Source organism: Pseudomonas sp. c313 (assembly GCF_055407145.1).
The window spans coordinates 108,176-128,303 of the sequence record NZ_JBUZRD010000005.1 but is presented as its reverse complement, the minus strand read 5'-3'; the positions used below and the strand labels follow the sequence as shown (position 1 = coordinate 128,303).

The window sequence follows — 20,128 nt, the reverse complement described above, 5'->3', positions numbered from 1 at the left end:
GTATCAGTGTCCTTTTACTGAGGAGGTCATATGGCAGGGCTTATCAGCCCTAATTCAGCCAGCACTCGGGCGCGGGACTGGTCATCGGCCAAGGCGTTTTCAATCGCCTTTCGAAAGCTCGGCGTGTTGCCCAGAGGCCCCTTGAGCGCCACCAATGCATCACGCAACTCCATCAGTTTTTTCAGTTCGGGAATCTGCTCAACCAGGTTGGCCGGATTGAAGTCCTTCATCGAGTTGATCCTGACCTGGATGGCCAGCTCTTCGATTTCTCCAGACTCCTGGAGTCGATTGGGGACACTCATGAGCAGGCTCAGGGCTTGCTTGGCCAACACCTCATCCAGCGTGTTCTTATCGATACCGATAGGCTTGCGGTCTTCCACCTTGCGCAGGTCCTCTCGCTGGGTGAAATCGCCCAGTACCAGCAGCTTCAACGGCAGCTCGATCTCCTCCTGGGCGCCGCCCACGGCGGGTTTGAAGGTGATATTGATTCGTTCCTTGGGGGCTACCGAACCTTCTTTGGCCATGATGCTTCTCCGTTTCTGGTGGCTCGAAAGCCTATTGAAGTACCGCTTCAAGATCGAAGTGGCACAGCTTGCGATGGATGTCTTCCTTGCGCTCTCGCAGGGCATGGCCTTGTGGCAACAGGTCGCAACAGGCGTACAGCAGTTGCAGTACCTCAAGGGTCAGATCGGGTTCCCAGTGCTGCAAGCCTGAGTGCTGCAACTCCTGCTCAAGGTGTTCGAGCTGGATTTTTGCCAGGTCATGCTTGCCCGCCTGGACACACAACCTGGCCAGGCCCAGTCGCCAATAAAACCTGGCACGCTCGCCCTGGGCAGCCTGTATGCCTTGCTTGAATACCTGGACCGCCGCTTTGAGCCCGTCCTTGCGCAGAATGGGCATGACGTCCTGTAATGCTTCATCCCAAGGCGCAGGGTGGGCACCGACTACAGCCTTGGGTGGCGTCAGTGCTTGCAGGTGGCGGACGACCTGAGTGTTGATCCAGCTGCGTGTGGCAGCATCGGCGAACGGAGCTCCATCGTAAAAACGCAGCTGTATGAGCCCTGGCAGACGTTGTAACAGCAGGGCGAAGTGCATTTCCGTCTCGATCATGGCCATGTCGGCCTGCAATGCCTGTAGGCACTCCCAGGCCATGCGCACCCCGTCAAACCAGAAAGGTGCGCAGGCCAGGCTGGCCTCAAGTTCCAGCAGCAAGTCAGCATAATGGCCCTGGGCAAGACGCTCCTGGTAGCGCTTGAGCTTGTCCGCCGCCGGCCCTCGCAAGGGGGTTTTCTGCTCGTTGTCGCAGCCCGGGAGGCTGTTGACCGTCAGCCAGGCCAATGTTCGGTTCAGGCGCAAGGCGCGCAGGTCAGTGGCGTTCTGCCGCAGCCACCAGGCGCACAAGGGGCGCGCCTCCTCCTGCACCGTGCGCAGGAGTTTGTGGGCGTCTTTTTCATTGTCCACAACTAAGTCGGGCACCAGCAGTTGAGTTGCCGCCTGTTTGACCTGGGCGATCACACCACTCACGCCACTCGGCAGGGGATTGCTCTCGGTGGCCTGTTGCAGCATGTCCGACAGTTGCCTGCAGATTGGCAGTAACAGGGGAGCATCATCTCCAAGGTGCTCGGCCCATAGCTCATCAAGGCGCGCCAGATGTTCGACCATGCACAGGAACAATGGCCGCTGATCCTTGAGCGACAGGGTTTGTATAAACACCTGTTCAAGACGCGAAACCAGCCAGGCAAACGCGGCACTGCGGGTACGCGCCTTGCGTGGATACACATCGGCCCAATGATATTCACAGAGGTAGCGCAACACCCCGAGTCCGGCGAGCAGGCCGGGAAAGGATTCGCGCTGATGCAATGCCCAGGTCAGCCAGACAGCGACCCGCAAATCCTTGGACTCATGACGCAACAAGTCTTCGCTTTTTTCCATGACCTGCTGCCAGTCAGGCTGGCTGTTGCCGTGGATCGAGTGTGCCTTGCCCACCTCGCTCTCCAGCGCCTCGTACGCGCTCGAAAAACGCACATCTTCGCCTGCGAAACTCGCTTTCGAGTTTGGCGACTGAGCAAGTTCCAGATAACAAGCGGACAGTTTGTTTGAATAAACCATTATGGACTGTACTTTGCTGATCAATGCACAATAAAGCGTTAGTGGCATTTTAACTGCCGACTTGAACACCCTTTAAATTGCGTTTTCACGCAACGAAGAGTGCGCACCTTATCCAGAGCAAAAACATTGAGCAAGCAGCAGAAGGACAGTTAAGGAGATTCCTACAAAACTAAAGAAAACCCTCCATAAAAGTAAAACAACCGAACAGGTGATTGCTTTTGATTACTTAATCATCACCTTTGCCTCGCCATGAAGGCCTATTAATATTGGCCCGCCAGCCCATTTACCAACCCGACTGGAAATATATGCGCAAGTATTTGCGCAGATAAATTCAAGCAAACCCTCCACCCACCCCCTGCCACGCCGACATATAAGCCCATACAAGCTGAGCAACTAACTGCGCACTACTGCGCAACCAAATCCAACTTAAAACAAAAAAACACTCTAACGAAACCCCTCTCACCCGAACAAAGCACCGCGCGCGCCTTATTCTATTGGCTCCAGAACTTTCCGGCACGATCCTTGTTATTGAACACTGCCCAACCGGCAAAATCGCTATTTGGCGCGACCTCTCTATCAGGCAAGGAAACCAATCATGCCAACACCCGCATATCTGTCCATTACCGGCACCAAGCAAGGTTTGATTACGGCAGACACTTTCACCCAGGACTCAGTAGGCAACATCTACCAGGAAGGCCATGAAGACCAGATCCTGGTCGAAGCCTTCCAGCATCAAGTGATCATTCCCCGTGATCCGCAGTCCGGCCAGCCTACAGGGCAGCGGGTGCACAAGCCGCTGATGATCAGCAAGGTGTTCGATAAATCCTCCCCCCTGCTGTTCAGCGCACTGACCTCGGGGGAGATGGTCAAATGCCGCCTTGAGTGGTACCGCACCTCTGCCGCGGGTACCCAGGAACACTACTTCACCATTGAGTTGGAAGACGCGATTATCGTCGACATCCAGTCGCGGATGCCGAACTGCCAGGACCCGAACAATGCCCACTTCACTCACTTGGAAGATGTGCACTTCACCTACCGTAAAATCGTCTGGACCCACGAAGTCTCCGGAACTTCAGGTTCAGATGACTGGCGCAGCCCGGCAGCAGGCTAAGCCCTGGTAAAGATGAGACGGCATCGCCACGCGCGATGCCATTTCATACCCCAGTTTCACACCATCGCCAGCGGATGCTTGCGCTTTGGTGCACCGAACACACGGTCAATAGCCTCCAGGTCATGCTCGTCGAGAATCAGTTTCGCCGCAGCGGCATTGAGCCGCACGTGCTCAGGCTGCACGGCCTTGGGGATGGCGATTACGCCTTGCTGGCGTAACACCCACGCCAGGGAAACCTGGGCAGGCGTTGCCTCGTGACGATGGGCGATCTGCTTGAGGGTCGGGCTGGACAGCAACTCGCCTCCCTGGGCGATGGGGCAGTACGCCATCAACGGCAGGTTGTGTTGCTGCCACCAAGGCAACAGGTCGAACTCAATGCCACGTTCTTCGATGTTGTACAGCACCTGATTGGCGGCGCAGGCCGGGGATGCCAGTTCCTGAAGATCAGCCAAGTCGAAATTGGACACGCCCCAACGGCCAATCTTGCCGGTTTCACGCAGGCGCTCGAATGCGTCTACCGTTTCTTCAAGGGGGTATTGCCCACGCCAATGCAGCAGATATAGATCGATATGGTCGGTGCCCAGGCGCTGAAGGCTGGCATCACAGGCACGAGGAATGCCTTTGCGGCTGGCATTGTGGGGGTAGACCTTGCTGACCAGGAACACCTGGTCTCGCCGCCCGCGAATCGCCTCGCCGACCACTTCTTCAGCGCCGCCCTCGCCGTACATCTCGGCGGTATCGATCAGGGTCATGCCCTCGTCAATACCCAACTGCAGCGCAGCCACTTCTGCGCCCCGCTGTGCGGGATTTTCACCCATACGCCACGTCCCTTGGCCGATAACAGGGACAGGAGTGCCAGCCAGATCAATGGTGCGCATGAAAACCTCCAAATGAGTTCGCGATGTAACAGTGTGGCACTGCATCGGCAAAAGGGTTCAAAGGAGTTCCCGGGGCAAGCCCCGTATGAGAACGACTACATCATCCTGCCTTGCCCCCCACTGCGGGAGCGCGCAAGCCTGCCCGCCTTAATCGCTGTCATAGCGGATAAAGTGCTTCGTCAAACTGCGCCAACCTCGCAAACACCAACGGCTGGTCATTTGCCAACCCTTCAAGCCGCTGCTGATAAGCGCTCAAAAACTCCCCTCGCGCCTCAGCACTGATATACGGCACATGCCAGGCCACAAATGGCTCCAGCACCTCAAACCCGACATACGCCAGCGTGCCGCGCAAAATCGGCCGCAGCATATCCTCCAGCGGCCCATGAATCGCCCCCTCGCCAAACATGTGTTCGCGCCCGCCCAGGGTCACGGTCACCAGGGCTTTCTTGCCGCTGAGCCCGCCCTGATCATAGAAACGCTTGCCGCCGTAACACACGCCCGACACCAGCACCCGGTCGATCCAGCCCTTGAGCATCGCCGGTGCGGAAAACCAGAAGATCGGGAAGTTGAGGATCAGCAGATCCGCCCACAGCAATTTGTCCAGTTCCTGGCGGATATCCGCCGCAATGGACTGGTTCTTGACCCCCTGCCGTTGCTCCAGGGCATACACCAGGTAATCGGGATTTTCCCGGCAAGTGAAGTCCTCGGCACTGGCTACCGGGTTCCAGTTCATGGCGTACAAATCGCTGACCTTTACCTCATGCCCCTGGGCTTGCAGCGTATTTATAGCCTGGTCGCGCAAGGCGGCGGTAAAGGATTGCGGCTCGGGATGGGCGTGAACAATCAACACATTCATACAAGCTCCTCAAGAAGTAATCGCGGCTCGTTTGGCCAGCAAGTGATCAAGCCAGTCAGGGTCCATTTCCGGTTCCGATGAAAACAACAGGCCGGTGTAGTCCTGATACGGCGCAGTGAAAATCGCGCTGCGACTGCCCTGGTCCACCACTCGCCCGCGCTGCATCACCACCACTTCATCGGCAATGGCCCGCACGGTGGCCACATCGTGGGTGATAAACAGGTAGGCCACGCCCAACTGCTGCTGGATGCGGTTGAGCAGTTTCAGCACACCTTCGGCCACCAGTTGGTCCAGGGCCGAGGTCACCTCGTCGCAGATGATCAGTTGCGGGTCGGCCGCCAAGGCGCGGGCGATGCAGACTCGCTGCTTCTGGCCGCCAGACAGTTCACGGGGCTGGCGCTCCATGAAAATCGCAGGGTCCAACTCGATCATCTCCAGCAACTCGGCCACACGGGCCCGCATGGCGCGACCCTTGAGGCCGAGGTAGAAGGTCAGCGGCCGGCCGATGATGTCGACGATGCGTTGGCGCGGATTCAGTGCGGTGTCGGGAATCTGGTAGATCATCTGAATCCGTCGCAACTGCTCCTTGCTGCGCCGACGCAAGTCCGCCGGCAGCGCTTGGCCGTCATACAGCACGTGCCCGGACGTGGGCGGCAACAGGCCAGTAATCAGCCGCGCCGTAGAGCTTTTGCCGCTGCCGGACTCACCGATTACCGCCAGGGTCTGGCCGCGATACAGGCGCATCGACACGTCGTGCAACACCGGTTGATGGCCGTAGCTGGCGCAGGCCTGGCGTACTTCCAGCAGCGGCGTCTGCTGCACCGGGCACGGCTTGGGTTCGGTGCGAAAGCTGCGCACCGCCCACAGGGATTTGGTGTAGTCCTGCTGGGGATCACTGAGCATGGTGCGGGTCGCCGCCTCCTCCACCAGCTTGCCATGGCGCAGCACCATGATGCGGTCGGCCATCTGCGCGACTACCGCCAGGTCGTGGCTGATATAAATGGCAGCGCTGCCGAAGGTTTTCACCGCGTCACGAATGGCCGCCAGCACTTCGATCTGGGTGGTGACATCAAGCGCAGTGGTGGGTTCGTCGAAGATGATCAGATCCGGGTGGCAGGCCATGGCCATCGCTGTCATCACCCGTTGCAGTTGCCCGCCGGAGACCTGGTGCGGGTAGCGTTGACCAATCTGGTGCGGGTTAGGCAGGCGCAGCACGCGATACAACTCCACCGCCTCACGCTCGGCCTGGGCCCGGCTTATGCCGCCATTGATCACAGCCGTTTCCACATGCTGGTCAATCAAGCGATGCGCAGGATTGAACGAGGCTGCAGCGCTTTGCGCGACATAGGCGATGCGCAACCCTCGCAGCTTGCGCAGGGCTTCGGGCTTGGCCTGCAACAACGCAATGCCATCGAAACACACTGAGCCGCCAGTGATGCGGCAGCCATCGCGGGCATAACCCATGGCGGCCAGGCCGAGGGTGGACTTGCCGGCACCGGACTCGCCGATCAGCCCCAGTACCTCACCGCGCAGCAAGGTCAGGTCGATACCCTTGATCAGCGGGTGCCAGGCATCTTCGTAGTGGCCTTCGATGTGCAGGTTGCGGATTTCCAGCAGTGGCTTTTCGTTGACGCTCATACTCAACACTCCTTGAGGCCGCTGGATTTATGCAGCATCCAGTCAACGACGAAGTTCACGCTGACGGTGATCAGCGCTACCGCCAGGGCCGGCAGCAACGGGCTGATGTCGCCGAAGGTGATCAGCACAGCGTTGTCACGGACCATGCTGCCCCAATCGGCGGTGGGCGGTTGAATGCCCAGGCCGAGGAAGGACAGCGCGCTGATAAACAAAAACACGAAGCAGAAACGCAGGCCAAACTCGGCAATCAAAGGCGCGGCAGCGTTGGGCAGCACCTCGCGAGTCACCAGCCACCACAGCCCTTCCCCGCGCAGCCGGGCAGCTTCGACGAAATCCTGGACCACTACGGTCATCGCAACGGCGCGAGAAAGACGAAACACCCGCGTCGAATCCAGCAGCGCGATCACCAGCACCAGCGAAGTGGCATTGGTGCCAACCACGCTAAGGATCAGCAAGGCAAAAATCAGTTGCGGGATTGCCATCAGGATATCCACCACCCGCGATAAACCCTGGTCGATCCAACCGCCCCTGATCGCCGCGATCAAGCCGCTCAGGCCGCCCAGCAGAAACGCCAGAACGGTGGTCAGAAAGGCGATCCCCAAGGTGTTGCGCGCGCCGTACACCAGGCGACTGAACATGTCGCGACCCAGGTTATCGGTGCCCAGCCAGAACTGACCGCTCCAGGGCGCAAAACCCTCGCCCACCACCTGGGTTTCGCCATAGGGCGCAAGCATCGGCGCAAACAGCGCCACCAGCACGTAGAGCAGGATGACCAGCAGGCCGAACTTCGCGCTCAACGGTGCCTTGGCCAGTTGTTTGATCAGGCTCATGGTCTACCCCTTCGGATGCATCAGGCGTGGGTTACTGGCGATGGACAGCACGTCGGCGCTGGTGTTGAGCAGGATGTAGGTGGCGGCAAAAATCAGGCTGCAGGCCTGCACCACCGGGATGTCGCGCTTGGCCACCGAGTCCACCAGCAACTGGCCCAGGCCCGGATAGACGAACACCACTTCGACCACCACCACGCCTACCACCAGGTAAGCGAGGTTCAGCGCCACCACGTTGACGATAGGCGCCAGGGCATTGGGCAAGGCGTGGCGCCAGATAATCCGCGACCGACTGATGCCCTTGAGCCGGGCCATTTCGATGTAGGGGCTGGCCAGCAGGTTGATCAAGGAGGCGCGGGTCATGCGCATCATCTGCGCGATCACCACCAGGCTCAGGGTTGCGACCGGCAGCACTGAGCGTTCGAGGATGGTGCCGAAGGACGCATCCGGCGCCAGGTTGGACAGGCTGGGGAACCAGCCGAGTTTGACCGAGAACACCAGGATCAGCAGGTAGGCGACGAAGAACTCCGGAAACGACACGGCACTCAGGGCTGAAGTGTTGAGCAAACGGTCGAACCAGCTGTTGCGGTACAACGCGGCAAGCATGCCCAGCACCAGCGCCAAGGGCACCGACACCAGCGCGGCCAGTACCGCCAGGCGCAAGGTGTTGCCCAAGCGGGCGCCGATCAGTTCGGCGATGGGCCTTTGGTTGGCCAGGGACGCGCCGAGATCTCCTTGCAGCAGGCGCAGCAGCCATTGCACGAAGCGGCTCAGCGGCGGCAAGTCCAGGCCCAATTGCGTACGGAACGCAGCGACGGTTTCCGGGGTGGCGGACTGGCCGAGCATGGCCTGGGCGATGTCGCCGGGGAGCAGGCCGACGGCGAGGAAGATGATCACCGACACGGCGAACAGCGACAGCAGGCCGAGGGCCAGGCGCTGGAACACAAGTTTTAGCAGACTATTCATCGCAGGGTGCCTTGAAAGGGATAGAACTTCTGTGGCGAGAGGGCTTGCCCCCTACAAAAATCAGGCTTGCCACCACCGCTCAATCACCCGCAAGCCATCCAACTCCCCATAAGGCGCGGTCAACGGGCCATGGCTGACCCGGTTCGAACGGGCCGCCACGGAGCTGGCAAACAGCGGCACAATCGCCCCGCCGTCGTCCCGGCACAAGGCCTGCATTTCGTTGTACATCTCCTGGCGTAGCGGCGCGTTCATCTCACCGCGAGCAGCGTTGAGCAACTGGTTGAAACGGGCGTTATCCCAATGGGTTTCGTTCCACGCCGCGCCCTTGGCGTAGCCGATGCTGAACATGCGGTCGGCGGTCAGGCTGCTGTACCAGAACGAGGTGGTGAACGGCTGCTTCATCCAGACGTTGGAGAAAAAACCGTCCGCGGGTTCGCGTACCACGTCGATATCAATGCCGGCCTGGCGCGCCTGCTCCTTGAACAGCACCGAGGCGTCCACCGCACCGGTGTAGGCGGCGTCGGACGCTTGCAGGCGTACCTTGAGGGTCTCGACGCCGGCCTTGCGCAGGTAGAAGCGCGATTTGTCCGGATCGTAGCTGCGCTGCTCCAAAGCACTGTTGATAAAGCGGCTGCCGGGCTGGATCGGATGGTCGTTGCCCACCAGGCCATAGCCGTGCAACACCGAGGCCAACAGGGTTTCGCGGTTGATCGCATACTTCATGGCCATGCGAATGTCGTTGTTCTTGAACTCATTGCTGTCGCACAGCATCGGGAAGGTGTAGTGCTGGGCGCCCTTGGTTTCTTCGATGATTAGCTTGGGATTGCGCTTGAGCAGGGCCACGGTTTTCAGGTCGACCTTGTTGATCACATCCACTTGCCCGGTGACCAACGCGTTGACCCGCGCCGCACCGTCGGCAATGGCGATCAGCTCGGCACTGGCGAAGTGCGCCCTGCCCGGTTTCCAATAGTCGGGGCTGCGTTCCAGGTCCATGCGCACGCCGGGGTCGAAGGTCTTCAGGCGATAGCCGCCGGTGCCAATCCCGGCCTGCCAGTCGGCGGTACCCTCCTTGGCGGGCATGATCACCAAGTGGTAATCGGCGACCACATAGGCGAAGTCGGCATTGCCCGAATGCAACTCGAACACCACGGCGTCCAGGCCCTTGGCGCTAACACTGGCGACATCGCCCAGCACGGTCTTGGCCGCCGATGTGGACTTGTCCCCCAGGTGATGGTTGATCGAGGCCACCACGTCCTCGGCAGTCAGGGGCTTGCCGTCGTGGAAGGTCACGCCCTGGCGCAGCTTGAAGGTCCAGATACGCGCATCGGGCGTGGACTCAAACTGCTCCGCCAGTTCGGGAATGGCGGTGCCGTCGACGGCAATTTCAGTGAGGGTGTTGTACACCGCCGAGAAGCCGACGAAGGTGAAGGTATCGCTCCAGGAACCAGGGTCACGCGAATCGGTGGTGCTGCCGCCGGCCAGCCCCAGGCGCAGCACGCCACCGGGCTTGGGAGTGGATTCCTCGGCGAAAGCGTGCAGCGGCAAGCCCATGGAAAACGCTGCCGCCACGGCACCGGCTACGGCGCTGTGTTTGAGGAAGTCGCGCCGATGCATCGCTTGAGTCATTTTGTTGTTGTTATCGCTCATGGTCTTGCTCCTCTAATAGAGTTCAACAGGCGCAGGCATGCTTTAACTCGATCAATGTCACGCCGTTACGCTTGAAGCCGTTACGCAAATCCGTCTGCAGCTCATCCAGGTTCTGGGGTTGATTCACCGTGCAGCCAAACGCTCGCGCCAGGGCGGAAAAATCCGGGTTGCGCGGCAGGACGCCAATGGGTTCGATATCCAGGCCCAGCATGTCGTCGCGAATCTGCCCCAGGGCGTCGTTGTTCCACAGCAACACCACCAGCGGGCTGTCCAATTCCTCCACCGCCGTCGCCAGTTCCTGAGCGGTATAGAGGAAGCCGCCGTCGCCCACCAGTACCAGCCCGGGCCTTTGCGGCGCGCCAAACTTGGCGCCGATTCCCGCCGGCAAGCCGTAACCCAGGGTGCCGTAGCCGGTGGGATGCAGCCAACTGCGCGGCGCGTTGCTGGGGAAGGTGTAATTGCCGGTGTAGGCCAGTTGGGTCATGTCGCTGCTGATAAAAGCATTGGTCGGCAGCTCGGCGGCAACACGGTCGAGAATGGCCTGGTGGATCGACTGCAAGGGGCCATGCCCGGATATGACCGCCAGGCGTAGCGCCGCGACAGCCTTGATCGCTGTATCGGCGTTGCGCGGTGCGCACGGCAAGCGTTCCAGCAGCGCCAATGCCGTGTGCCGAGCATCGCCGTGCAGGGCCACGGCGCAGGGATAAAAGTCGTTGAATTTGCGCGAATCGATGTCCACCCGCAGCAGCTCGGCGTTGAGCGGCAAACGCTCGCGCCAGTAGTCGGTGTCAGCCATTTCGGTGCCGATGGCGAGCACCACATCAGCCTCGCTGATCAGTTGCCAACCGGGTTCGACACACAGGGTCGAACCGGCGTTCAACGGATCGCCCACAGGCAACAATCCCTTGCCGGCGACGCTCGTGAAAAACGGCGCCGCCAGTTGTGTGCTCAAGCGTTGCAAGGCGTCGCCAGCCAACAATGCACCGCCACCGGCGATGATCATCGGCCGCTTGGCCGCCGACAGCTTCGCTGCGGCTTGATCAAGGATTTCAGTCGACGGCACACAACGTCCCGGACGGCGTACCACCTCATTGCTCCAATCACGCTTGATGGGCGCCGACAACACATCCAGCGGCACCGAAATATGCACCGGACGTGGCCGTTCACTGTCGAACACCGCGTAGGCACGGGCGATCAGTTCAGGCAGATCCTCGGTGTTCAAGGCCACCGCCGAGAACGCGGTGATAGGCGCGGTCATGGCACGCTGGTCCTGGGTTTCATGCAGGCAGCCCCAGCCCTTGCCCAGGCTGGCGGTGTGGTTGACGCTGGAAATCACCAGCATCGGGATCGAGTCGGCATAGGCCTGGCCGATGGCGGTGGCGGCGTTGGTTACGCCGGGCCCGGTGATGATGAAGCACACCCCCGGCTTGCCGCTGACCCGCGCATAACCGTCCGCCATAAAACCCGCGCCCTGTTCGTGGCGGGTCAGGACATGGCGAATGCCGCTGCCAGGTAAGCCGCGATACAGCTCCAGGGTGTGCACGCCGGGAATGCCGAACACGGTGTCGACGCCGTAGTTGGCCAACAATCGCACCAGGGCCTGGCCGCCCGTCAAGGTTATGCCTTGCATCATTATCTCCTTCAAGCCTGGCCGAGGCGGATCAGCGCGTCGACCGCCGTGGCGCCCTGGGCATTGACCAGCAATGGGTTCACATCCAGCTCCAGCAACTGCCCGGCGTTGGCGCAGGCGTAATCGGCGACGGCGCGGATCGCTGCCACCAGGGCGTCCATGTCCGCCACCTCACGACCGCGAAAACCTTGCAGCAACGTAGCGCTGCGCAGGCTCAACAGCGCGTTGCGGATAGCATCGTCAGTGGTCGGCAACAACAGGCTGCGGCTGTCCTTGAGCAACTCCACCAGAATCCCACCGGCACCGATCACCAGCGCCAGGCCGAAGTCGTTTTCGCGCTTGATGCCGACAATCAGCTCGGCCAACGGTGGTAGGGCCATGGTTTCCAGCAGCAGTTGATCGAACGCCACATCCGGCGCGTAGGCGCCGATTTGCACACGCATATGCGCCAGGGCAGCAGTCAAGGCCAGGCCATCCTGCAGGTTCAACACCACGGCGCCGGCCTCGGTTTTATGGGGCAACTGCGCACTGACCGCCTTGAGTACCAGCGGGTAGCCGAGCACCTTGGCGTCGGCGATGGCGCGTTCGGGAGTGCTCAAGACACTGGCCGGCGTGGGTAGCCCAAAAGCCCGCAAGGCTTGCTTGGAATCCCATTCATTCAGCACTTGCCCCTGATGGTTCAAGGCTTGGGGGCACAACAGCTCCAGGGTCGATTCGCCCCGCGCCAGCAGGACTTGGCGATTGCTCTGGTAATGGGCGATCCGGCCCCAGGCGGCGAGCGCGTCCTCCACGCCTTGCAGCGCGGCAACACCTTGAGCATGCAAGCGCTCACGGGCATGGGCGGGCAATAACTCGGGGAAGGCCGAAGTGACAAAACCGGTCTTGCCATGGCGAACCAGGGCCGCACAAAACAACTCCAGCAGCAGGTCGCATTCCTTGCGCTCGCCGGTAAATGGCGCCGGGTAATCGAGCACCAGCATCGCTGCATCGGCCTCGGTGCGCAGCGCGGTGTCGAGCATCGCGTTGAGCGCGTCGCTGTTGCCCCAGATCGCCGTGGTGAAATCCAGCGGATTGACCAGGTTGGCATAGCTGGGCAGCACCTGCGCCAACTCGACGCGCTGGCCCTCATCGAGCTTGGGCAGTGCGAGGTGATTGCGTTCGGCGTAGTCGGCAATCAACCCCGCGTCACCACCGGAACAGGCCAGCGCGATCAGGCTATTGCCCGCCGGCAGGTTGCCACAGGCCGCCGCTTTCAGGGTCTCGACAAAACTCACCGGCCCGCTGACCCGAATCACCCCAAGACGGGCAAACAGGCTGTCGTACAGCACATCGGAGCCGGACAACGAGCTAGTGTGACTCAAGGCCAGCTCGGCACCAATCTGCGACACGCCGGTTTTCAGGGCGATGATCGGGATGCCTTTTTCCAAGGCCTTATGAGCGGCACGGGCGAATCCCGGCACATTTTTCAAGCCTTCCAAATGCAAGCCGATGGCAGTGACGCGCGGCTCATCCAGCAGCACGTCCATCAGTTCGGCAACGCCCAATTGCGCCTGATTACCCACCGAGGCCATATAGGCCACCGGCAGCGAGCGGTCGCTCATGGACAGGTTGTAGGCGAAGTTGCCGCTCTGGGTCAGCACCGCCACGCCACGCTCTACCGGCTTGCCGCCATGGGCCACCGGCCACAGCGCCGAGCTGTGCAGGTAATCGAGCAATCCGTAGCAGTTGGGGCCGAGCAGAGCCATGTCGCCGGCCGCCTTGAGCAGTTGTTGCTGCAAGGCCTGGCCCTCGGCACCAGCTTCGGCAAAGCCTGAGGCGTAGCAGATGGCGCCGCCGGTGCCCATGGCGGCCAACTCGCCGACGCAGGTCAGGGTGAGTTCGCGGTTGGTGGCGATAAACACCGCGTCCGGGCCGCACGGCAAGTCGGCGACGCGGCGCACACAGGGAATACCGTCGAGGCTGTCATGCTGGGGATTGACCAGCCACATCTGCCCTGCAAAGCCGCCTTCAGCGCAGCGCTTGAGGGCTCGGGCCATGCTGCGCCCGCCGACGAAGGCCAGGTGACGAGGCGCCAGCAGACGCTTGAGGTTGTCGCGAATTGTCTGGGACATGAGCGTTCTCCGACCCGATCAGCGCAACAGGGGCCGCAACAGTTCGCGGGCGATGATATGACGCTGGATTTCCGAGGTACCTTCCCAGATCCGTTCAATCCGTGCGTTGCGCCAGATGCGCTCCACCGGGCCTTCGTCCATCAGGCCCATGCCACCAAAAATCTGCACGGCTTCGTCGGCGACCTTGCCCAGCGTTTCGCTGGCAAACAGCTTGGCCATGCCGGCTTCGCCGTCGGTCATGCTGCCCTGGTCCATTTTCCAGGCGGTATGCAGGGTCAACAGTTCAGCGGCGCGGATCTGCGTGGCCATGTCGGCAAGCTTGAACGACACGCCCTGATAAGTCCCGATGGGCTGGCCGAACTGCTTGCGGTCCGCCGCCCACTGCAGCGAGAGGTCCAGCGCGCGCTGGGCCTGGCCGACGCAGTTGGCGGCCACCATCACTCTGCCTGCGGTCAGCCAGGCATTGGCCACGTCCCAGCCCTTGCCCACCTCGCCCAGCACTTTGGAGGCCGGCACGCGGCAGTCATCGAAGAACATTTCGTAAGTGTGATAACCACGGTTGCTCACACACTTGGGGCCTCGGCGGATAGTCATGCCGGGGGTGTCGCGGTCCACCAAAAATGAAGTGACTGCGTTGCGCTGGCGGCCGTTGTGTTCGTAGGTGTCGGTGACGGCAAAGACAATGGCGAAATCGGCGTGCCCGGCGTGGCTGATGAAATGCTTGCTGCCGTTGATCACAAAGTCATCGCCCCTTTGCACGGCGCGGGTCTTGATCGCATTGGCGTCGGACCCGGCGCCCGGTTCGGTGAGGGCGAAACAGTCGATCTTCTTGCCTTGAATACAGGGCAGCAAATAGTCGTCAATTTGCTTGCCAGTACAGGCCATAAGGATCTTCGACGGTCGGGCGACAAACACATGCAGCGCCCAGGAGACCTTGGACAATTCCCGTTCGATCAGCGCCTGGGACAGGTAATCCAGGCCGCCGCCACCCACTTCTTCGGGCATGTTGAAGGCGTAGAAGCCCGCCGCGATGGCCTTGTCGCGGATCTGCGCGGCCAACTGCGGCGAGACCTCGTCGGCGCGGTCCACCGCTTCCTCAAAGGGCAACAACTCCTTGGCAACAAAACTGCGTACCGCGTCCACCAACATGTCTTGTTCTTGGCTTAGTTGGAAATTCATGGCGCTACCTGGCGATAGAGAGAGGACAGCTACAAGCCCCAAGCTTGAAGCGTTGAAACTCAGTTACCGTTGAATCGCGGCGGGCGCTTTTGCGTCGCCGCGCGCAAGGCTTCGGCGCCGTCCGCGCTGCGTCCACACAACAATCCGGCGGCCAGTTCAGCCTCCAGTTGCTCGGGCAGGTTGCGTGCGGCACCTTCGCGGATCAGGGTCTTGGTCTGGGCAAATGCGAAGGTCGGGCCGTTGGCCAGGCGTGCAGCCAGCTCAGTGACGTGAGTGTGCAATTGCTCATCGGCGCAGACTTCCCCCACCAATCCGGCAGCCTGCGCACGATCGGCACTCCACAGCTCGTCGAGGAACAACAGGCGCTTGGCCTGTTCGCTGCCGATCAGTCGTGGCAAGTGCCAGCTGGCGCCGGCGTCGGGGGAGTAAGCCATGCTGGTATAGCCGGCCTTGAACCGTGCCGACTGCGCGGCGACCCGCAGGTCGCAACACAGGGTCAGGTCCATGCCGGCGCCGACGGCGGTGCCGTTGATGGCTGCGATGGTGGGTTTGTCGAGGGTGTGCAGACGGGTCATCAGGGCGTGGGCGGTTTCGGTCCAGCCGTAGCTTTCGAGGGCACCACGAGCTTGGGCTTCGGCCCACTCAGCGAGGTCGGCACCGGCGCAGAAGCTGCGACCGCTGCCGGTCAGTACCACCACGCGCACGGTAGGGTCGCTGTTGAAACCATCGAGCAAAACATGCAGGTGCTTGAGGGTCGGGATATCCAGGGCATTGCGCTGGTCGCCGCGATTGAGGGTAAGCCAGGCGACGCCTGCTTCGACCTGGATGAGCACTGACGAGTCGATAGTCATGGGTTCCTCGAATTATTTTAATTGGCTTGAGGGGTGCGACATGGGGCGATACTAAACGAGTGTTCAGCAAGGAGGCAATCGGCAAAATGCTCTGTCGTTGAATTTTTTTGAGGAGGCTACCGGCCTGAACATTGCGTCCAGGCGGCGAAGGAGTTCTTAGGCTTTGAGTTGAAACCGCTGACGACCGCCAGCCTGCAGGCCGTCGACCCAGGCTTCGCAAATCTGGATGCCCTGCTCAGGGGTAAACGTGCCGGGATTGAGTCCCGACTCCAGCCACAATCCGTCGAGTAACGCGCTGAGGGCAATGGCTGCCAGGTCCGCATCGAAGCGCTCCCAGCCATGCTCTTGGGCCATGTCCGCCAAGGCCGAGCGCATGATGGTGCGGTACTCGCCGTAAGAATGTTCGTGGGCCAGATTGATGGCCGGTGCGGTCTTGACCGCCCCCCAGAACGCCAGCCAGGCATCCAGCAGTTGCGGATCGAGCAATTGCGGGGAAAAGGAGCCGCGAAAAAACGCCGACAACCGCTCCCGCGGGCTGGGCGCTGCCTTGGCCATGGCATCGCGCAACAGGTTCATGACCTGGCCGGTGATGGAGCGATAGGCCTCGGCCACCAGTTCGTCCTTGCCAGAGTAGTGATGGCTGATCAGCCCTACCGATACCCCGGCCTCGGCGCTGATCTTGCGGATCGATGCGCCCTGGAAACCGTGGCGCTTGAGGCAGACCAGCGTCGCCTGGACCAGATTGGCCTTACGCAACTCCGGTTCCATACGAGAGAAACGGGATTCCTGGGTCATGTAGCGGCTCCCTTCGGTTAAATCAGTGGGTGGCACGTTCTGCGGCTGAACGACTGTACAGCAACCACCCACGGGGATTAAACCGCCTCAGGCACGCAAACCCGGCGATACCCGATCCAGCAGGCGCAATAACGCGGCCCAGGCCAATTGCATGGCATCCGGATCGCTCAGTTCACCCCCCTCCAACGGCCGACCTGGATCGTTAAACTGCCGTTCGGTGTACGCGCACACCTCGGCCGACGGCAACACCAGCTTGCCGCAGGCCTGGGCGGCGATCTGGATATCACAAGCCTTTTCCAGGTAATACATACGCAGGAAGGCCTGGCTGACGGTTTCCCCCACCGTCAGCAAACCGTGGTTGCGCAGCATCAGCACCGGCTTGTCCCCCAGGTCGCGTACCAGTCGCTGCTGCTCATCAAGGTCCAGGGCCACGCCTTCGTAATCGTGGTAGGCGACCTTGCCGTAGAACTCCATGGAGATCTGGTTGACCGGCAGCAGTCCGCATTCCAGCGCTGCCACCGCACAACCGGCCCGCGTGTGGGTGTGTAACACGCATTGGGCGTCTTCGCGGGCGCCATGAATGGCGCTGTGGATCACGAAACCTGCCGGGTTGACGGCATACGGCGACGGCTCCACCGCCCGGCCATCAAGGCCGATTTTCACCAGACTGGACGCGGTGATCTCCTCGAACATCAGCCCGTAGGGATTGATCAGGAAGTGATGTTCGGGGCCAGGAATGCGCACTGAAATATGGGTGAAGATCAGGTCGCTCATTCGGAAATGGGCGATCAGCCGATAACAGGCGGCGAGTTCTTCGCGCAGTTGTTGTTCGGTCGAGTGGCAGGCACGGTTGGTCATTTTTGTTCTCCATGCGGGTGGGTGGCGTGGCCGAAGCTAATCCAGCCACCAGTAAAAAAACAAGTTGATTTTTTACTGGCGCTCACCTCCTATAGAAAAATAACAACAACAGCGCCTGGAGTATCCGCACCATGTCGCCCCATGCTTTTCCCCACCTGTTTGAACCCCTTGCACTTCGGGGTAAACGGCTTAAAAACCGCATCATGTCCAGCGGACATGACACCTCGATGCCCACCGACAATCGGGTTAACGAACAGTTGATCGCTTATCACCGGGCGCGGGCCGAGGGCGGTGTCGGGCTGATTGTATTGCAGGTCGCTGGCGTGCATGACAGCGCCCGCTACACCGCTCATGTGCTTATGGCCACTGACGACAGCTGCATCGACGGCTACCGGCAATTGGCCGAGACCTGCCATGCCGAGGGTACTGTGGTGCTGTCGCAGATTTTCCATCCGGGTAGGGAAATCATGGAGTCGGCCGATGGGTTGCTGGCGGTGGCGTACTCGGCGTCCAGTGTGCCCAATGAACGCTTTCGAGTGATGCCCAGGGCCCTTGATCAACGAATGATTGACGACATTGTCGCCGGTTATGGCGCTGCGGCCAGACGCCTGCACCAGGCTGGAATAGACGGGGTCGAGGTGGTTGCCAGCCATGGTTATTTGCCGGCGCAATTTATCAACCCACGGGTCAACCGGCGCTCCGATGGCTACAATGGCGACCTCGACCAGCGTCTGCGTTTCTTGCGGGAAATCATCGCGGCTGTTCGCGCGGCGACTGACGAGCAGTTCATCATAGGCCTGCGTATTTCAGCCGACGAACGTGACCCCGAAGGCCTGAGGGAAGACGAATCCCTGGCAGCCGTGCAGTTACTGCAATCACAGTTGGATTACGTACACATCGTCGCCGGCACCTCGGCCTCTCTCGGCGGTGCCATCCATATCGTACCGCCCATGGCGATTGCCGCGGCGTATCTGGCCAAGGAAGCGGCGACGTTCAAGGCCAGCCTGTCGATTCCGCTGTTTGTCACCGGGCGGATCAATCAGCCCCAGGAAGCCGAGCTGATATTGGCGCGGGGGCAAGCCGATGTGTGTGGCATGACTCGCGCATTGATCTGCGACCCGCAAATGCCCAACAAGACCGACGCGGGTCGTGCCGAGGATGTACGGGCCTGCATCGCCTGTAATCAGGCGTGTATCGGGCGCTTTCACAAGGGGTTGCCCATTTCCTGCATCCAGCATCCGGAGAGTGGGCGTGAATTGCAGTTTGGCCAGATTCGGGCGGCCACGGCGCGCAAGCGCATCCTCGTGGCCGGTGGCGGCCCGGCGGGGATGAAGGCGGCCGCCGTGGCGGCGCAGCGCGGTCATGAGGTCACGTTGTATGAAGCCAGTGGGCAACTGGGCGGGCAAGTACTGCTGGCGCAATTGCTGCCACGGCGCAGCGAGTTCGGCGGCGCCAGCACCAATCTTCAGCGGGAGATGGCATTGGCCGGGGTGCGCGTGGTGCGCAACACTCGGGTCGATCGGACGTTGGTGGAGCGCGAGCAGCCAGACATGGTGATCATCGCCACTGGCGCCGAACCTTACTGGCCGGCCTTCGAACGCGGCGGTGAGTTGCAGGTGGTGGATGCCTGGCAAGTGTTGCGTGATGAAGTCCAGCTCGGTCGTTCGGTGGTGGTGGTCGACTGGCGTTGCGACTGGATCGGCCCTGGCATTGCCGAGCGCCTGGTGCGCGCCGGTCATCAGGTGCAACTGGCGGTCAACGGTACCCATTGCGGGGAAAACCTGCCGCTGTACGTGCGCGATCAGTTGGCCGGCGAGCTGCATCGGCTGGGCATCCCGATCATCCCCTACGCCCGTCTGTACGGCTGCGATGACACCACCGTGTACCTGCAACACACCGCCAGCGCCGAGCCGATGTTGCTGGAAAACATCGACTCGCTGGTGTTGTGCCAGGGGCATCAGCCAGTGGACACTCTTGGCACACAATTGGAAGGCCTGGTGGACTTCAAGCGCATTGGCGACTGCCTTGCGCCGCGTACCGCCGAAGAGGCCATTTATGAAGGGTTGAAGGTGGCGTGGGAAATTTGAATGCGTAAGGACGAACCTCAGCAACTGTTCCTGGGCACGCGTATCCGTGGACTGCGAAAGGCTCGCGGCCTGACCCTCACGGTATTGGCGCAGATGAGTAAACTGACCGCCGGCTACATCAGCCAACTGGAACGCAACCTCGCCTACCCCTCGATCCCGGCGCTGTTCAACATCGCTCGCAGCCTGGGGGTAACCATCCAGTGGTTCTTCGCCAGCGAAACCGCCACAGCCCCACAAGACCAGGGCTACGTGGTGCGTAAAGGCACGCGGCAGAGCATTCACTATGAAGACGGCATTGTTGACCAACTGCTGACGCCCCAGCCCAACCGCCAGTTGGAGATGCTGCACTCGCGCTTCCCGCCCGGTACCTACAGCCAGCAAAACTACAGCCATGAAGGTGAAGAGGCAGGTTACGTATTGAACGGGAGGTTTGAGTTGTGGGTAGGCGAGCGCCATTTTCAGCTCGACGAGGGCGACAGTTTCAGCTTTCCAAGCAGCGAACCCCATCGCTACGGCAACCCTGGCAAGGTAGATGCAGTGGTGATCTGGGTGATCACGCCACCGACGTTTTGAGCCGCACCTGCC

Annotated in this window: 17 protein-coding genes; 3 read left to right on the top strand and 14 right to left on the bottom strand. The window is 61.0% G+C overall.

Annotated features, from left to right (window positions below):
• Positions 1-26: 26 nt before the first annotated feature.
• Together tssB and tssA are read right to left on the bottom strand one after the other, a co-directional pair.
• The gene (gene tssB, locus ACZRKZ_RS16855; RefSeq protein ID WP_463982164.1) at positions 27-524 is read right to left on the bottom strand and encodes a type VI secretion system contractile sheath small subunit; all 498 of its coding nucleotides are present in this window, start codon (positions 522-524) and stop codon (positions 27-29) included.
• A gap of 31 nt (positions 525-555) precedes the next feature.
• Positions 556-2,109 (bottom strand): type VI secretion system protein TssA, encoded by a 1,554-nt coding sequence (gene tssA, locus ACZRKZ_RS16850; protein ID WP_463982163.1) that lies wholly within the window; start codon positions 2,107-2,109, stop codon positions 556-558.
• Between the two features lie 595 nt (positions 2,110-2,704).
• On the opposite strand from tssA, the gene ACZRKZ_RS16845 reads away from it, so the two are divergent.
• Positions 2,705-3,220 (top strand): Hcp family type VI secretion system effector, encoded by a 516-nt coding sequence (locus ACZRKZ_RS16845; protein ID WP_463982162.1) that lies wholly within the window; start codon positions 2,705-2,707, stop codon positions 3,218-3,220.
• Between the two features lie 56 nt (positions 3,221-3,276).
• Here the strand turns inward: ACZRKZ_RS16845 and ACZRKZ_RS16840 are convergent, their stop codons facing one another.
• The 12 genes from ACZRKZ_RS16840 to ACZRKZ_RS16785 all read right to left on the bottom strand — a co-directional run bounded on the left by ACZRKZ_RS16840 (position 3,277) and on the right by ACZRKZ_RS16785 (position 17,456).
• Positions 3,277-4,098 carry an aldo/keto reductase gene (locus tag ACZRKZ_RS16840; protein WP_463982161.1) on the bottom strand — a complete coding sequence of 274 codons (822 nt, stop codon included), beginning with the start codon at positions 4,096-4,098 and terminating at the stop codon, positions 3,277-3,279.
• Between the two features lie 157 nt (positions 4,099-4,255).
• On the bottom strand, positions 4,256-4,954 hold the full coding sequence (locus ACZRKZ_RS16835) for an NAD(P)H-dependent oxidoreductase (RefSeq protein ID WP_463982160.1): 699 nt from the start codon (positions 4,952-4,954) through the stop codon (positions 4,256-4,258).
• Between the two features lie 9 nt (positions 4,955-4,963).
• The gene (locus ACZRKZ_RS16830) at positions 4,964-6,592 is read right to left on the bottom strand and encodes an ABC transporter ATP-binding protein (protein WP_463982159.1); all 1,629 of its coding nucleotides are present in this window, start codon (positions 6,590-6,592) and stop codon (positions 4,964-4,966) included.
• Positions 6,593-6,594: 2 nt separating this feature from the next.
• On the bottom strand, positions 6,595-7,422 hold the full coding sequence (locus ACZRKZ_RS16825) for an ABC transporter permease (RefSeq protein WP_463968771.1): 828 nt from the start codon (positions 7,420-7,422) through the stop codon (positions 6,595-6,597).
• A gap of 3 nt (positions 7,423-7,425) precedes the next feature.
• Entirely contained in the window at positions 7,426-8,385 is a 960-nt protein-coding gene (locus tag ACZRKZ_RS16820) for an ABC transporter permease (protein WP_463968772.1), read from the bottom strand.
• 60 nt (positions 8,386-8,445) lie between these two features.
• The gene (locus tag ACZRKZ_RS16815) at positions 8,446-10,032 is read right to left on the bottom strand and encodes an ABC transporter substrate-binding protein (RefSeq protein WP_463982158.1); all 1,587 of its coding nucleotides are present in this window, start codon (positions 10,030-10,032) and stop codon (positions 8,446-8,448) included.
• Between the two features lie 22 nt (positions 10,033-10,054).
• Positions 10,055-11,662 (bottom strand): 5-guanidino-2-oxopentanoate decarboxylase, encoded by a 1,608-nt coding sequence (locus ACZRKZ_RS16810; protein WP_463982157.1) that lies wholly within the window; start codon positions 11,660-11,662, stop codon positions 10,055-10,057.
• Positions 11,663-11,673: 11 nt separating this feature from the next.
• Positions 11,674-13,773 carry an acetate--CoA ligase family protein gene (locus ACZRKZ_RS16805; RefSeq protein WP_463982156.1) on the bottom strand — a complete coding sequence of 700 codons (2,100 nt, stop codon included), beginning with the start codon at positions 13,771-13,773 and terminating at the stop codon, positions 11,674-11,676.
• Between the two features lie 18 nt (positions 13,774-13,791).
• Entirely contained in the window at positions 13,792-14,952 is a 1,161-nt protein-coding gene (locus ACZRKZ_RS16800) for an acyl-CoA dehydrogenase family protein (protein ID WP_463968776.1), read from the bottom strand.
• Between the two features lie 59 nt (positions 14,953-15,011).
• A complete protein-coding gene (locus ACZRKZ_RS16795; RefSeq protein ID WP_463982155.1) occupies positions 15,012-15,803 on the bottom strand; it encodes an enoyl-CoA hydratase/isomerase family protein in 792 nt (263 codons plus the stop codon).
• A gap of 156 nt (positions 15,804-15,959) precedes the next feature.
• Complete coding sequence (locus ACZRKZ_RS16790) at positions 15,960-16,598, bottom strand: TetR family transcriptional regulator C-terminal domain-containing protein (RefSeq protein WP_149412657.1); 639 nt, start codon at positions 16,596-16,598, stop codon at positions 15,960-15,962.
• A gap of 87 nt (positions 16,599-16,685) precedes the next feature.
• Positions 16,686-17,456, bottom strand: a complete 771-nt coding sequence (locus ACZRKZ_RS16785) for a class II aldolase/adducin family protein (protein WP_463982154.1) — start codon at positions 17,454-17,456, stop codon at positions 16,686-16,688.
• Between the two features lie 131 nt (positions 17,457-17,587).
• On the opposite strand from ACZRKZ_RS16785, the gene ACZRKZ_RS16780 reads away from it, so the two are divergent.
• The gene (locus ACZRKZ_RS16780) at positions 17,588-19,543 is read left to right on the top strand and encodes an oxidoreductase (RefSeq protein WP_463982153.1); all 1,956 of its coding nucleotides are present in this window, start codon (positions 17,588-17,590) and stop codon (positions 19,541-19,543) included.
• Positions 19,544-20,116: a cupin domain-containing protein gene (locus tag ACZRKZ_RS16775; protein WP_463982152.1), complete on the top strand. Its 573-nt coding sequence runs from the start codon at positions 19,544-19,546 to the stop codon at positions 20,114-20,116.
• Positions 20,117-20,128 lie beyond the last annotated feature (12 nt).

Bases quoted from the DNA above. Each gene is read 5' to 3' on its own strand.
- ACZRKZ_RS16790 (WP_149412657.1), bottom strand. From the start codon at position 16,598: ATGACCCAGGAATCCCGTTTCTCTCGTATGGAACCGGAGTTGCGTAAG.
- ACZRKZ_RS16795 (WP_463982155.1), bottom strand. From the start codon at position 15,803: ATGACTATCGACTCGTCAGTGCTCATCCAGGTCGAAGCAGGCGTCGCC.
- ACZRKZ_RS16805 (WP_463982156.1), bottom strand. From the start codon at position 13,773: ATGTCCCAGACAATTCGCGACAACCTCAAGCGTCTGCTGGCGCCTCGT.
- tssB (WP_463982164.1), bottom strand. From the start codon at position 524: ATGGCCAAAGAAGGTTCGGTAGCCCCCAAGGAACGAATCAATATCACC.
- ACZRKZ_RS16775 (WP_463982152.1), top strand. From the start codon at position 19,544: ATGCGTAAGGACGAACCTCAGCAACTGTTCCTGGGCACGCGTATCCGT.
- ACZRKZ_RS16835 (WP_463982160.1), bottom strand. From the start codon at position 4,954: ATGAATGTGTTGATTGTTCACGCCCATCCCGAGCCGCAATCCTTTACC.
- ACZRKZ_RS16815 (WP_463982158.1), bottom strand. From the start codon at position 10,032: ATGAGCGATAACAACAACAAAATGACTCAAGCGATGCATCGGCGCGAC.
- ACZRKZ_RS16800 (WP_463968776.1), bottom strand. From the start codon at position 14,952: ATGAATTTCCAACTAAGCCAAGAACAAGACATGTTGGTGGACGCGGTA.
- ACZRKZ_RS16840 (WP_463982161.1), bottom strand. From the start codon at position 4,098: ATGCGCACCATTGATCTGGCTGGCACTCCTGTCCCTGTTATCGGCCAA.
- ACZRKZ_RS16785 (WP_463982154.1), bottom strand. From the start codon at position 17,456: ATGACCAACCGTGCCTGCCACTCGACCGAACAACAACTGCGCGAAGAA.
- ACZRKZ_RS16830 (WP_463982159.1), bottom strand. From the start codon at position 6,592: ATGAGCGTCAACGAAAAGCCACTGCTGGAAATCCGCAACCTGCACATC.
- ACZRKZ_RS16820 (WP_463968772.1), bottom strand. From the start codon at position 8,385: ATGAATAGTCTGCTAAAACTTGTGTTCCAGCGCCTGGCCCTCGGCCTG.
- tssA (WP_463982163.1), bottom strand. From the start codon at position 2,109: ATGGTTTATTCAAACAAACTGTCCGCTTGTTATCTGGAACTTGCTCAG.
- ACZRKZ_RS16825 (WP_463968771.1), bottom strand. From the start codon at position 7,422: ATGAGCCTGATCAAACAACTGGCCAAGGCACCGTTGAGCGCGAAGTTC.
- ACZRKZ_RS16810 (WP_463982157.1), bottom strand. From the start codon at position 11,662: ATGCAAGGCATAACCTTGACGGGCGGCCAGGCCCTGGTGCGATTGTTG.
- ACZRKZ_RS16845 (WP_463982162.1), top strand. From the start codon at position 2,705: ATGCCAACACCCGCATATCTGTCCATTACCGGCACCAAGCAAGGTTTG.
- ACZRKZ_RS16780 (WP_463982153.1), top strand. From the start codon at position 17,588: ATGTCGCCCCATGCTTTTCCCCACCTGTTTGAACCCCTTGCACTTCGG.